General features: G+C 51.2%; 5 protein-coding genes. All 5 read left to right on the plus strand.

Going from position 1 to position 14,699, the window contains the following annotated elements; genetic code table 11:
- Position 1 precedes the first annotated feature (1 nt).
- Positions 2-1,489 carry a glutamate synthase subunit beta gene (locus DES29_RS06315; protein ID WP_021995130.1) on the plus strand — a complete coding sequence of 496 codons (1,488 nt, stop codon included), beginning with the start codon at positions 2-4 and terminating at the stop codon, positions 1,487-1,489.
- A gap of 223 nt (positions 1,490-1,712) precedes the next feature.
- Positions 1,713-2,027: a DMT family transporter gene (locus DES29_RS06320; RefSeq protein ID WP_005429919.1), complete on the plus strand. Its 315-nt coding sequence runs from the start codon at positions 1,713-1,715 to the stop codon at positions 2,025-2,027.
- Positions 2,028-2,165: 138 nt separating this feature from the next.
- Complete coding sequence (locus tag DES29_RS06325; RefSeq protein WP_113854619.1) at positions 2,166-7,634, plus strand: AAA domain-containing protein; 5,469 nt, start codon at positions 2,166-2,168, stop codon at positions 7,632-7,634.
- 310 nt (positions 7,635-7,944) lie between these two features.
- Positions 7,945-11,901, plus strand: coding sequence for a phosphoribosylformylglycinamidine synthase (purL, locus tag DES29_RS06335; protein WP_021995542.1), 3,957 nt, complete (start codon positions 7,945-7,947; stop codon positions 11,899-11,901).
- Between the two features lie 214 nt (positions 11,902-12,115).
- The gene (gene speC, locus DES29_RS06340; protein ID WP_113854621.1) at positions 12,116-14,323 is read left to right on the plus strand and encodes an ornithine decarboxylase; all 2,208 of its coding nucleotides are present in this window, start codon (positions 12,116-12,118) and stop codon (positions 14,321-14,323) included.
- Positions 14,324-14,699: the final 376 nt, after the last annotated feature.

Raw genomic sequence — 14,699 nt, forward strand, 5'->3', positions numbered from 1 at the left:
AATGGGACTCGATGGAGGCTTTCTCAAATTCACCCGTTTGGAACCGCGCCATGAACCTGTTGAGGAGCGAATTAAGCACTTCAACGAATTCATTGCGATTTATTCCGATACTGAAGGGCGTGAACAGGCGTCCCGCTGCATGGACTGCGGGATCCCTTTCTGTCAGCACCAGTGCCCGCTGCACAACACCATGCCCGATACCCAGCAGTACGTCTCGGACGGCGACTGGGAATCGGCTTGGCGGGTGCTCGATTCCACCAACAGCTTTCCGGAGATTACCGGACGCATCTGCCCCGCACCCTGCGAGGAAGGCTGCACGCTTGGTCTTCACCGCGATGCAGTTTCGATCAAGGCGATCGAAAAGAAAATTGCCGAGGTGGCCTTCAGCCGAGGTTATGTGACGCCGCAGCCGGCAGCTGCCTCAACGGGCTGCTCCGTGGCTGTGGTGGGCTCTGGCCCAGCAGGCCTGGCCGCGGCACAGCAGCTTGCTCGGATGGGGCATGCGGTTACCGTTTACGAAAAGATGGATAAGCCGGGCGGTCTTTTGCGCTACGGCATTCCTGATTTCAAGCTCGGCAAGAAGGTGGTTGACCGCCGACTCGATCAGCTTGTGCGCGAGGGGGTGCGTTTCGTGCTCTCCACCCGCGTCACGGGGACCGACGGAGAAACGCTTGAGCCGGGGGTTCATGATGATGCGGAATCGACCATTTCCATTGCAGCGCTTCAGGCCAAGTACGACGCCGTCGTGTTGGCTTTGGGTGCTGAAGTGCCGCGCGATTTGAAACTCCCCGGGCGCGAGCTCTCCGGGATTCACTTCGCGCTTGACTTCCTGATTGCACAGAATCGGGTGAATTCCGGGGGCGGCGTCAATCCGGTTCAGGTCCGCGGCAAGCATGTTGTGGTGATCGGCGGCGGCGAGACGGCAAGCGACTGCATCGGCACGGCTAACCGACTGGGGGCTGCCTCCGTGACGCAGCTCGACTATCACGCCGAACTGCCGCTCAAGGCCGATCTGATGCGTGAGTGGCCGGACTGGCGCCATATCAAGCGGACTTCTACTTCTCAGGAAGAAGGGTGCACGCGGCTTTTTGCCACCAATACGGTGAGCTTTGAAGGCAAGAATGCCGTGGAGTCCGTGAAGACCGTACAGGTCAAATGGGGACCCGGACGCAAAATCACGCCGATCGAAGGCACCGAAAGCGAGGTCAAGGCTGACGTTGTGCTGATTGCGATGGGCTACGCGCATCCTTCGCATGCCATTGTGAAGGCGTTGGGACTGGCTACCGATAAACGCGGCTCCATTGCAGCGCCGGTAGACGGTCCTGAAGCATGGCGCACGGCTGCCGAAGGCATCTTTGCGGCGGGCGACGGCCGGTTCGGTCAGTCGCTTGTCGTCAACGCTCTGGCTGAAGGGCGTGAGTGCGCAGCGGCGGTTGACAAGTGGCTTCGCGACAAGCAGTCGGAGGCTGCGCCGCTCTGGCGTGAATAATGCGCTGATTTGAAATCTGATAGAGCCGTCAGTATTCGGGCGGCCGCCTTTTTCGGGCGGCCGCCCGAAGTTTTAAGGGCTCCGCAGAGCGCTTCACGTGCGAGAATGGGTCCTCAACTTATCGAGGACGACCTCGATCCGGCTGCGCCGCAATAAGGGGCAGTCTGGGAACTCTTGCCCGGGACGGCCCGGAGCTTCATTCTTTTTCAGGAAGGAGGCCTCTGTGGCCTGGATTTACTTAATTGCGGCAGGCATTCTTGAAACGCTTTGGGCCGTTGCCATGAAGGCTTCAAATGGTTTCACGCTGCTGATTCCGTCCCTTATCACTGTGCTCGCGATGATTGGCTCAGTCGCGCTCCTTGCGCTTGCCATGAGGACGCTGCCGCTCGGCACGGCATATGTCGTCTGGACGGGGATCGGCGCTGTCGGTGCGTTTGCGGCGGGCGTCGTTATGTTCGGCGAATCACTCTCACTCATGCGGGTGACTGCAGCAGGCTTCATTGTTGTCGGATTGATCATGATGAAGGCCTCGGCCTGAGCTGTGTCAATATAAGTCGTACTAATATGAATACCATCGTGACGACTTACAACAATTAAAGGTTTCAGACGGTAAACTTTTAAAAGTGCCTCATCCGTAAACTGATGCTATGTTGTATCTGACATATGTCAGTGGAAAATGAGCAAAATATTTTCTTATAGCGGTCTCCGTGCAATTATGACGAATAGTAATAATTTAGAAGAACAAAAAGATATTTATGGGAACTCGAATGATCAGGTTGCCAGTGTATTTGGATTTATCAGAGAGCTCGCGAAGATTAAAAATAAGAAAATATTTCACGTTAAAGATGTCGAAAAGAAAATCTGGATTGATAAAATTAAACAAGATCAATTGCCAGGAATTCGCTTTGGGGATGGCCATCAAACATGGGTGATGCAGGTCGCCAATTTGCCAATTCCAGGTTGCCCGCTGCCTTCAAAAGAGATAGCTGCATGGTTGAAGGAACCAAATTATGATGATCCAGATTGGGATCCAAATACGGCTATAATTCCCTTCAAAAAAATAGCTTCAAATGTTTTATTTTCGAGTAATGAACCTAATCAAACTGAATTTATCACAATTCAGTTTGAAGATGATGACGATCGAGTGAAGCAATTTCATCATTGGTTAGGTGTCAGAGAGTCTTGGAAGATTAATTTGGCCAAGACGAAAAAAACTCGCGAATGGTACCTCCGGTTTAATGAAATTCTTCAAGAAGTTGAAAATTCCAATTTAAGAAAGGAAATTGTTCTTGGTAATTTCATCTTCTCCTCAAGAGAAGATGAAGGCTTGCCGGCGCCCGTGTTATATCCGTTAGTAACAAGGCGATTAACAATTGAATTGGGTGTCGATCAATACAATCGCAGTATTATTGAATTGAAGCCTGATGAAGAAGAAGGAATTTTTAATGATAGTTTATTGACTTATTTTGCTGAAGTCGGTTTTAATCCTAAAGCAAAAGAGGGGCTGAGAGAAGCTGTTATTGATGCAGCTGGAGATCTTATCAATGGTGATGACTATGAGGATCTTTTTCGTAATTTTATATTGAAACTTCACCCTCGAGCGAATTGGTTAGGCAAGAGCACATCTCCTTCGCCTGATTTTCCAACTGAAGCGGATTTTTTGCTATATGAATATCCAATCCTGATGCTTCGAGACCGTATTTTGGGTTTGGATACAGCAATTGACCGCATCAGAAAAACAATTGCTATTTCTGGGAAAGTTCCCAACCATTTACAAAACGTGATTTGTGAATGTAAAAAAAATCAAAAATATACGGATCACGGAGAGGAAACATATGAACAGCGTCTTGCTGCTACGGCAGGTGAGGACCCGGACATTTTACTAGCGAAAGCTGCGAACAAAGAACAGCTGATGATTGCTCGCCGTATCCGTGAAGCTGGGTCTGTCGTTGTGCAGGGCCCGCCGGGGACGGGTAAGACACATACTATTGCTAATCTGATAGGTCATTTTCTATCAGAAGGTAAACGTATTTTGGTCACAAGCCAAAAGACAAAAGCGCTGTCTGTACTCAAGGACAAACTTCCTATAAGTTTTCGAGATCTCTGTGTCTCACGTGTTTCTGAAAATCAAAAAGAAATTTTAGATACTGCCTCGCGTTTTTCTGAACGGATTGAAAGCCTAAATTCTCGAGACGAACAGCGACTTATTGAGACGTTGACGGCTGAACGCTTAAACTTGCTTAATGACTTGGTTGAAGTTCGTGATGCCATTTTTTCTCAACTTAATCAGGAGATTGGATCCATTTCTTTTGATGGAGAAAGTTTAAGTCTTAAGGCAGTTGCGAAAAAACTGCATGAACAGGATAGATTGCTCGCACTTATACCGGGCAGAACAATTGATGTGCCGTCGTTTCCATTATCAGAAGAAGAATATGAGCTGCTGACAAAATGGCGAGGTTCACAGAAAGATGATGATATTGAATCATTAAATCAGGAAATTCCGGCCTTAGATAGATTGATGCCGGTTGCCAACTTTGATGCTGCAATTACTGAACTTAAAAATATTGAATCTTTTGAGAAGCCTGATGTAATTTCCAAAGTTATAAAGCGTACTGATATAAAAGGGTTAAATACAACTATACTTCAGATGACCAAGGGATTGCCGAACTTTAGTTTTCCAACGAAGAACGGAAATAAAATAGTGGAAGTGTGGAACGGCGTAAAAGATGTATTTACTATCTTTGATGATGCTTTGAAATATCCCATGATCAACCTAGCATTTATTGCTGGTTTTGGAGATAAGGTTAAGGCTTTATCTTTTGAGAAATTATTGAACTCGATGGTTGCTGCTAAGGAGTCAGAGCGACTTTATAAAGAAGTTGAGTTGGATTATGAAGTAAATTTTGCTAACGATTGCCTGAAAGATCAGAATTGGATTGAGTCTTTTATAAAATTTAGAAATGCGGCTCCTAATGGTCAGCCAAGTTGGTTATGGAAGCTGAGTAATGGGTCTATTTGCAAAAAAATTGAACAGGTGACCGTCAATGGAAAAACCCCAAATACAACGGAGGCCGTTAATGCCGTTAAGCTGCGAATTGAAATGTTTCAAACTCGCCAGAGTTTTAACCGTCTATGGAACCGTTTACTAAATGATTCAGACGTTAATGAATTGAGCGCAGAGGATCTGGATAACACTTTTGAAGTTATTTATCGTAAATATTTCGTTAGATTGCAGAATGCCTTAACTTTAAAAAGGGGAGTTGTGGACCCATTAATCAAATCTTGGCGAGAGATGGGGGTGAATGTTGATTCTCTCTTTAATCCTGCGCAAGATTCGAGTGAAAAAGAGCAGATTGAATTTTTCCGTAAAAGGTTTCTTCCGGCATCAAAGGCCGCGATGGAGATTGTTGGTCGTGAAACAAGACGATTTGAAATTGATCTGCTGCTCAATAATTACCAAAATTATTTAGAGTCATTTGGAACAACTGCTGTTGGAATGGATTTATGGCTTGCTGTCGGCGAACGAAGCGAAAAGTATAAAGATGCATATGAAAATATTGAGAGACTTAATGAAATAAGACCAGTCTATGAAAGGTGGCGAGTTGTTTTTAATAAACTCGCTTCTGCAGCTCCAATTTTTGCAGAGAGATTAAAGTCAGCAAAGGCTATTTCTGAGAGCGAGCATCCTATTTATTCAGAATTATCCAAAGCATGGCGTATAAAACAACTGGAGCAAATATTTAATTCAAAAACATCAACGAATCTTAAATCTTTACAACGAAAGGCCGCAGATCTTTCTAGAAAATATAGATCGCAAACTGAGAAACTGGCTGCAGCCAAGGCTTGGCTTGCTGCATCAAGACGGCAGGAATCCGAGCCCACAATGTTGGCCTCTCTAAAGCGCGCTGCACAGGCTATGAAGAGAGTCGGCAAGGGCACTGGGAAGATGGCCGCAGTTCATTTACAGAATGCACAAAAAGAACTAAAAGTAGGCAGCGGGATCGTACCTGTCTGGATTATGACGATTGATCAAGCTTTAACCTCTTTCGTCGATGTTCAATCCCGGTTTGATCTGCTGATAGTTGATGAGGCTAGTCAAGCTGATCTCACCGCTTTGCCGCTTTTATATCTTGCAGAAAACGCAATTATTGTTGGTGACGATAAACAGGTTAGTCCAGTTTCCATCGGTACCAAAACTGAAGCAGTAGATGCATTGCGTCGATCGTGGCTGACAGGTCGTGTACCACATGCAGAGTCCTATGAATATGACATGTCGTTATATGACATGGTGATACCTACCATGAGGATGGTTCGTCTCTCAGAACATTTTCGCTGTGTCCCAAGCATTATTGAATTCAGCAATAGACTGTGTTATGAACGAAAAATCCAACCGCTGCGTCATGATGACGACACAACGGTGCACCCTCCGTTTGTCATCGAGCGGGTTCCTGGCATTCGTCGCGAGAACGATGAAAACCATGAAGAGGCCCATGCAATTGCGTCCCTCATGAAGGCCTGTATAGATCAGCCTGAATATAAGGGGAAAACCTTTGGCGTAATTGTTATGCGGAGTAAATCTTCCCAAGTGCGCCTTATTCAGAATGTAATTGCCCAGACTTTTAGTGCGGATGTTATTAAAGACAGGCATATTCTTTGCGGTCTTTCTGCCGAATTTCAAGGTGATGAACGAGACGTGATTTTCTTATCCTTTGTCGATAGCGGCGATGTAGAAGGAAAATTACTCAAGAAAGAAGGAGATCGACAAGAGATTATGACCAAACGGTATAATGTTGCGGTCTCTCGTGCCCGCGATCAAGTTTGGCTTATCCACTCCTTCGATTGGAAGACTCAGTTAAACTTTGAAGATTTACGCCGAAAACTTTTTGAACATGCCGATAAAGTTTTGTCTGGAGCGGCATTAGAAGAGGAAATTCGTGCAGCTGCTGATCCTAATTCTCAGTTCTTTGAAGTACCAGTAGCCAAACATCTCAAACAACTTGGTTACCGGATTCGGCAACAGGAGCCTGTTGGTAATTTTCGCATTGATATAGCTGTTTTTGGTACAGGCTATAAACGTGTCGCTCTCGAATGCGATGGTGATCGCTATCATTCAGGTGCGCAAAAAATTGAAGAGGATATGCGTCGCCAGACCGTATTGGAACGTATTGGTTGGTCCTTCATCCGTTTGCGTGGCTCAGAGTATTTCCGAGATCCTGAAAAAGCGATGAATCGAGTGGTGCGCGAACTCGAGGAACTGGGCATATACCCGGATAAAAAGACAGAAGAAGACCGTCAGGATAATGGCGATCAACTGCTCTGCAGAGTCAGACAGGCAGCAGGACCTGTAACAAGAGGTTCTGTTGATGTTATGACGCTGGAGGTCAATGGCGCATTTGAAACAAACGGCGATCCACAAGAGGGAATAGAAAATAATGCCCCGTCATTATTCAATGCTGAAATAAATGATTTGGATAGAGCATCTGCTTCTGATGTCTCGGCAGAAATTAAAGCGTCGGGTTGTGATGACATTTTAAATGTTGATAATTTTGATTCTTTGGACAAAATTGAAAATAAAACATCATCCTTGAAGAATGATGAATCGGTGAGTATTGACAAGAATTTGTCGGATGGAGTCTCTTATATCCAAAAATTGCGAAGCCTTGGCTGGACACATAGGCAAATTGCTGACGTAGTAGGTATTTCAACGGGTTATGTGAGTCAAATTGCTAACGGAATCACAAAACCCACGTCAGCAGTTGAAGCTAAACTTCGGAAACTTTTCGAAAAGGGTTCGCCATTTGAAGTGGTTACGCCGTCAATACAAGATGTAAGTAAAACTGAAAAAATAAATGAGGCCCCCTCTGTTTTGATCAATAAATCTACCAATTCATCTCATAAATTTCGTGAAGAAAATTATATGAACGCAGTTAATGAATTGCGGAATCTGGCTGAAACAAAAGGATGGCCTGTCGTTGATCTTGTTAAAACTAATAATCTCTTTGCTGTAATTGCAGGTGAATACGAGGGAAGGGAAATGCAGAGGTTGATCAGGACTAAATGGGGTGTTCAGCCTGTTTTCCTGCCTGGCGGTAATTATTTGACCTACAATACTTCCGCATGGGTTCTTTATCGTCCCCGTTTCTGAAGATATTTTTGGATAAAGACAAGGTGAATATCTTATAAGCTAATGGGCGATTTAAATATAATCTTTTGAAATGGTATTTCACGATCCTTTGATCATTATGATCCTATAGTTGGTTCGATCAAAGGATCGTTGATCAGTCGCCGTGTTGTGCTTAGAAGATGATGTTTCCCTGATTGTTTTCATCGCATGACGACCAACTGTGCCCTGCCGCACCTTTATAATCCCGCGCAAAATGCTCGTTCGGCTATCTGTATGCGGCCGAGTCAGCGGGTAAAAAAGTTGATCCCTCTCTTCAAATAGGAACTGAGTCATGGCGTCCATTGCCGGCATCGTCTTCAACCTCGAAGGGCCTCGCGCACTTTCGGATTTTCGTGAGGAGCGGCTGCTTCGCGCTCTCGAGAAGGTCAACAGCGCCGTTGAAGCGGTATCGAGCCGCTTCATTCATTTTGTGCATGCTGAGAAGGAGCTTGATGCGGCATCGGTTGACCGCCTGCAGGCACTTCTCAACTACGGTCCCACGCCGTCCAAGGTTCTTGAAAATACGTTTGACGTGCTGGTCGTTCCCCGCCTCGGCACGATCTCGCCCTGGGCTTCGAAGGCAACGGATATCGTCGGCAACTGCGGCGTCGCCGGCGTGCTCCGCGTTGAACGCGGCACGCTCTTTTCCGTGCAGATGAAAGCGGGCACGGTGCTTTCGGAAGATGAGAAGCGTGCACTTGCCGCGCTGCTTCACGACCGCATGACGGAATCCGCGGTGCCGCCGGATTTTCCTGTTCAGAACCTCTTTGTAGATCTGCAGGGTCGTCCGATGGAAACGGTGCCGCTTTTGGCTCAGGGCCGTAAGGCGCTTGAAGAAGCCAATGCGGACATGGGTCTTGCGCTTTCCGACGATGAAATCGCCTACTTGGCAGACGCCTTCGAAAAACTTCAGCGTGATCCGACTGACGTTGAACTGATGATGTTTGCGCAGGCTAATTCGGAACACTGCCGCCATAAGATCTTCAACGCCGAATGGACGATTGACGGAGAAAAGAAGGCTGAAACGCTTTTCGGCATGATTCGTGCAACGCACAAGGCCGCTCCGCAGTTCACCATTACAGCCTATGCCGATAATGCGGCAATCTTTGAAGGCCGTGACGTTGAGCGCCTCTATCCGCGCCCGAGCGATGCGGATCCTTTCGGCTCTACCTTTGAAATGAAGACCGAGCGTACGCATACGGTCTTTAAAGTTGAAACGCATAACCATCCGACCGCCATTTCTCCGTTCCCCGGCGCTTCTACCGGCTCGGGCGGCGAAATCCGAGACGAAGGTGCGACCGGCCGCGGCGCACGTCCGAAAGCGGGTCTCACGGGCTTTACGACTTCGGCGCTCCGTCTGAGCGAAGCCCCGCACAAGTGGGAAGACGATTCCGACTGCTCCGCGGGCGTCGAAAACGCGCAGCCCTACGGCGCGCCCGGCCGCATTGCTACGCCGCTCTCCATCATGACTGAAGGTCCCTTGGGGGGCGCGGCATTCAACAACGAATTCGGCCGTCCGAATCTGCTCGGTTACTTCCGTACTTTTGAAGCCAATGTGGGCGGCGTGCGTTACGGCTACCACAAGCCCATCATGCTCGCGGGCGGCATCGGCAACATCCGCGATGATCAGACGAAGAAGCTGACGCCTCCGGCGGGCAGCCTGCTGATCGTCCTCGGCGGCCCGGGCATGCGCATCGGTTTGGGTGGCGGCGCTGCAAGCTCTATGAATACGGGCGCAAACTCCGAAGCACTTGACTTTGACAGCGTGCAGCGCGGCAATCCGGAAATGGAACGTCGTGCTCAGGAAGTGATCGACCGCTGCTGGTCGATGGGCGAAGCCAACCCAATCCTGGCTATCCATGACGTCGGCGCTGGCGGCCTTTCCAACGCAATGCCTGAGCTCGCCGATCTCTCGGGCAAGGGCGCGCAGTTTGACCTCTCGAAGGTTCCGGTTGAAGAAACCGGCATGTCGCCCTTGGAAATCTGGTGCAACGAATCGCAGGAACGCTATGTAATTGCGCTCGATCCCGCCGGACTCGACAAGTTTGACGCCTTCTGCCGCCGTGAACGCTGCCCCTATGCGGTGATCGGTCACATTACGGAAAAGAGCGACCTCAAGGTGGAGCGCCCCGGCGAAGACGACGCCGTGAATATGCCGATGGAGGTTCTCCTCGGCAAGGCACCCCGTATGCACCGCAACGTCAAGCACGAAGACAAGGTGCTCACGGCCTTTGCCGAAGAAGGCATTGAGCTCGAGGCTGCGGCGTACGATGTGATGCGCCATCCGACGGTGGGTTCGAAGTCCTTCCTTATTACGATCGGCGACCGGTCGGTAGGCGGCCTGACCGCACGCGACCAGATGGTCGGCCCCTGGCAGGTTCCGGTTGCCGACTGTGCCGTTACGACGCTTGGATTTACGACTCAGCGCGGTGAAGCCATGGCCGTCGGCGAACGTACGCCCTTGGCGGTGATCAATTCCGCTGCCGCGAGCCGCATGGCGATTGGTGAAGCCGTCACGAACATTGCCGCGGCCGATATCGAACTCGCCCGCGTGAAGCTTTCGGCTAACTGGATGGCCGCCTGCGGCGCCCCCGGTGAAGATGCGCGTCTCTTTGACGCCGTGAAGGCCGCCAGTGAATTCTGCATCGGCTTAGGCATTTCGATTCCGGTCGGCAAGGATTCACTCTCCATGCGCACGAGTTGGACAGATGCCGGCGAAAAGAAGACGGTTACCTCTCCGGTGTCGCTCATCGTTTCGGCTGCCGCTCCGGTGACGAATGCGATGCTTACGCTCACCCCTGAAATCAAAAAGACGCCTGTTCTTGAAGACAGCATGCTTGTTTTGGTGGATTTGGGCCTGGGCAAAAACCGCATGGGCGGCTCCATCCTCGCTCAGACGACGCAGCGCTTCGGCGATACGGCCCCCGACTGCGAAGATCCGACGCTGCTCGGCCGCTTTGTCACGTCGCTGCGCAAGCTCGAGCTTTCGGGCTGCGTGATGAGCTATCACGATCGTGCTGACGGCGGTCTCTTTGCTGCGGCGGCGGAAATGCAGTTTGCTTCCCGCATCGGCATCCGCCTCACGCTCGACTCTCTCCTAGAAGCTCACGGCGCAACGGTTCTCAATACGCTCTTTAACGAAGAGCTCGGCGCCTTGATTCAGGTTCCGAGCGACCGCGTGAAGGAAGTGGTGGCTGAAATGCGTGCGGCCGGTCTTGCCGACTGCTGCCACTTTGTGGGTGAATTTATCAAGAGCGACGCGCTTGAAATCTGCGCCAACGGTGAGACGCTTGCGGTCTTCCCGCGCGAGAAGCTCCAGTCCGCCTGGAGCGAAGCTTCGCATCTTATTGCCCGCGGCCGCGACAATCCGGCCTGCGCAGATGAAGAGTTCGAGGGCATCTCGGCCGAGCGCGCCACGAATCTCATTGCCAAGACGACGTTCAATGTCGATGAAGACATCGCCGCGCCCTTTATTGCGTCCGGCGTTCGTCCGAAGATTGCCATCCTGCGTGAAGAAGGCGTGAACTCACAGAACGAAATGGCTGCGGCCTTCCTGCGTGCCGGATTCGAACCCTGGGATGTTCATATGACCGATCTCCTCTCGGGGCGTCTGGATCTTTCGGGTTTCAAGGGACTGGCAGCCTGCGGCGGCTTCTCTTACGGCGACGTTCTCGGCGCCGGCGGCGGCTGGGCGGCGACGATCCTCAACAATGATCGTCTTTCGGCCATGTTCCGCACCTTCTTTGAGCGCGGCGACACGTTTGGTCTTGGCGTGTGCAACGGCTGCCAGATGATGAGCCGTCTGCGTTCGCTTATCCCGGGGGCTTCACACTGGCCGCAGTTCCTGCGCAATCGTTCCGAACAGTTTGAAGCACGCCTCATTTCGGTTGAAATTCTCGAGTCCCCCTCGATTCTTTTCGCCGGAATGGCCGGTTCTGTGATGCCGATCGTCAATAGCCACGGCGAGGGACGCGTCGAATTCCTCAAGCCCGAAGATGCGGTGCTTTCGCACGCCGCAGCCCGATTTGTTGACGGCAATGGACAGCCTGCGGTTTATTATCCGCAGAACCCGAATGGTTCCGAAGGCGGCCTCACGGCGTTCACGACCGATGACGGGCGCTTTACGATCATGATGCCTCATCCGGAACGCAGCCACCGTGCTGTTCAGCTCTCGTGGCATCCGGCTCAATGGTCAGAAGCCTCCGGGTGGATGCGCATGTTCCGCAACGCCCGCCTGTGGGTCGGCTGATCAGCTGAGTGCATGCCGGCCGACATCTTGAGCGTCCGGTATGCTTAAATGAATGAAGCCGCGGGAGGCCGCATCGCCTTGCGCGGCTTCAGCATTTTTATGCTGCAGGCTGCTCGAACTGTCTGCAGTCCTTCAAAATCCGCACCTTCTCCCGTTAAGATACGCGCGCCGGCATCTCATTGTCCGCCGCCATTTCATTTCAGGATCTTTCGTCATGCAGAAGCTTGCCATTGCCGTGAGCAACAACGTGTCCTTCCAAAACTTCCCGAAGGATCGGGTCGTCGTGAAGCTTTCCGAAGCAGAAATGACAGAGACGAGCGTGGTGCTCATGTCAGTAGAGGACGCCGAAGTAGGCGAACTCGACCGCATTGAGGCTTACGGCTTCGGCATTCCGATTTTCATTTTGGTCGAACGAGGCCGCTACGTGCCCGACGAGCTGATCGGACGCTGCATGGGCGTCGTCAACGACGATCCGGTCGAAGAGGCTTATTTCGTCCGACAGCTTGTGGATGCGGCGACGAGTTATGAGGAAAAGATTCTGCCGCCGTTCTTTCGCAGTCTTCGCCGCTACGTCAGCACAGCCAACGAGCAGTTCGACTGCCCGGGGCACCAAGGCGGCGCGTTCTTCCGCCGTCATCCGGCCGGGCGTGAATTCACCAACTTTTTCGGTGAAACCATCTTCCGTGCCGATCTGTGCAATGCGGACGTGGACATGGGGGACCTGCTGATTCATGAGGGGGCCGCGGCTGAGGCCGAAAAGCACGCAGCCAAGGTGTTCAATGCCGACAAGACGTACTTTGTGCTGAACGGTACGTCTACTTCGAACAAAGTGGTGCTTTCTTCGCTCCTCACCCCGGGCGATTTGGTGCTCTTTGACCGCAACAACCACAAATCCTGTCATCAGGGGGCGCTGGTGCTTGCCGGTGCGCGTCCGGTGTATCTGGAAACATCGCGCAATCCGTATGGGTTTATCGGCGGCATTGATGATGCGTGCTTTGACGAGGCGGAGCTGCGCCGCCGCGTGGCTGAGATTGCGCCCGAAAAGGCCGATGCGCCGAGACCCTTCCGCTGCGCTGTGATTCAGCTTGGCACCTATGACGGCACCATCTATAACGCCCGTCAGGTGGTGGACCGCATCGGAGGCTTGTGCGACTACATTCTCTTTGACTCTGCCTGGGTCGGTTACGAGCAGTTCATTCCGATGATGAAGGATTGCTCGCCGCTCCTCCTTGAGCTCGGACCTGACGATCCGGGCATTTTCGTCACCCAGTCCGTGCATAAGCAGCAGGCGGGTTTTTCACAGACTTCGCAGATTCACAAAAAGGATGCTCATGTGAAAGGGCAGGCGCGGTATGTGACGCATAAGCAGGTGAACAACGCCTTTATGCTTCATGCGTCAACCTCTCCCTTCTATCCGCTTTTTGCCTCGATTGACATCAATGCCAAGATGCATTCGGGCGTCTCGGGACGCCGGATTTGGGCGGAATGCGTGAAGATCGGCATTGAGGCGCGCAAGCAGTTGAAGCGCACCTGCCGCTACATTCAGCCTTTTGTGCCGCCGGTCGTGATCGGCCGTCCGTGGGAGAGCTATCCCACTGAGGAAATCGCACGCGACCTGAGGTTCTTTAAATTCGAACCGGGGGCGAAATGGCATGCCTTTGAAGGATACGACTCCAACCAGTACTTTGTGGATCCGTGCAAATTCCTCTTAACGACGCCGGGCATTGATACCGAAACCGGCGAGTACGAGGACTTCGGGGTGCCTGCGACGATTCTGGCCAACTACCTTCGTGCGCACGGCGTTGTGCCCGAGAAGTGTGACCTCAATTCGATTCTCTTCCTGCTGACGCCGTCGCAGACGACAGCCAAGATCTCGTCCCTGACAACGCAGATTGCCCGGTTTGAGCGTCTGCTCGACGCCAATGCGCCGATGAAGGAGGTGATTCCGCAGGTTTACCGCGACTGGGAAGAGCGCTACGAGGGTTACCGCATTCGCGAGCTTTGTCAGGAAATGCACGATTTCTCCCGCGAATTCAATATCAAGGATCTGCAGAAAGCGATGTTCCGCCGGGAGCATTTTCCCAAGGCTGTCATGTCTGCTCAGCAGGCGAACTTTGAATTTATGCGCGGCAATGCCGAGTACATTCCGCTCTCTGAAGCTGAAGGGCGCATCGCCCTGGAAGGTGCGCTGCCGTATCCGCCGGGTGTCATCTGCTGTGTGCCGGGTGAAATCTGGGGCGGCGCGGTGAAGGCGTATTTCGAAGCGCTCGCCGTCGGCGTCAATCGGTTCCCGGGATTCGCTCCAGAGCTTCAGGGCGTCTACTTGGAAACCAATGAGGACGGTGAAAAGCGGATTTGGGTGAATGTCCTCAAAGAGAGCCGCCGCAGGGAGCTGGAGGCTGCCGGCCTGATCCGCAGCTAAACGGCAGAAATCCGCTGTTCATGAGACCGCGGATTTTTTTAACCCTTGACAAGACGAAACGAACCCTATATAGTTCGCTCCCTGCCTCGAACGAGAGGCAGAAAGTTAAGAAACATTGAGATGCATTCAAACGAATCGTTGAAATGTCCTTGACAAGAAGAAAAAGTTCAGATAAACTTTTTCTTCTGCGCTGACTAAGGTCAGCAAAGTTCTTTAAAAATCAGATTCAACGAACCGATAAGTGTGAACGTCGGAAACTTGAGGAGTCCTCGAAAGAGGCGCCGGATTTCACGATCCGGAGACTCAAAAATTTTACGAAGTTTGCACTTCTCGAAAGCCGAAAGAAGAGATCAAATCAAATCTTTCAATTCCGGCG

The sequence above is a fragment of the Sutterella wadsworthensis genome (assembly GCF_003315195.1).
In the GTDB taxonomy this organism is placed as follows: domain Bacteria; phylum Pseudomonadota; class Gammaproteobacteria; order Burkholderiales; family Burkholderiaceae_F; genus Sutterella; species Sutterella wadsworthensis.

Coding starts and splice junctions, on each gene's coding strand:
- DES29_RS06315 (WP_021995130.1), top strand. CDS start 2: ATGGGACTCGATGGAGGCTTTCTCAAATTCACCCGTTTGGAACCGCGC.
- DES29_RS06325 (WP_113854619.1), top strand. CDS start 2,166: ATGAGCAAAATATTTTCTTATAGCGGTCTCCGTGCAATTATGACGAAT.
- speC (WP_113854621.1), top strand. CDS start 12,116: ATGCAGAAGCTTGCCATTGCCGTGAGCAACAACGTGTCCTTCCAAAAC.
- purL (WP_021995542.1), top strand. CDS start 7,945: ATGGCGTCCATTGCCGGCATCGTCTTCAACCTCGAAGGGCCTCGCGCA.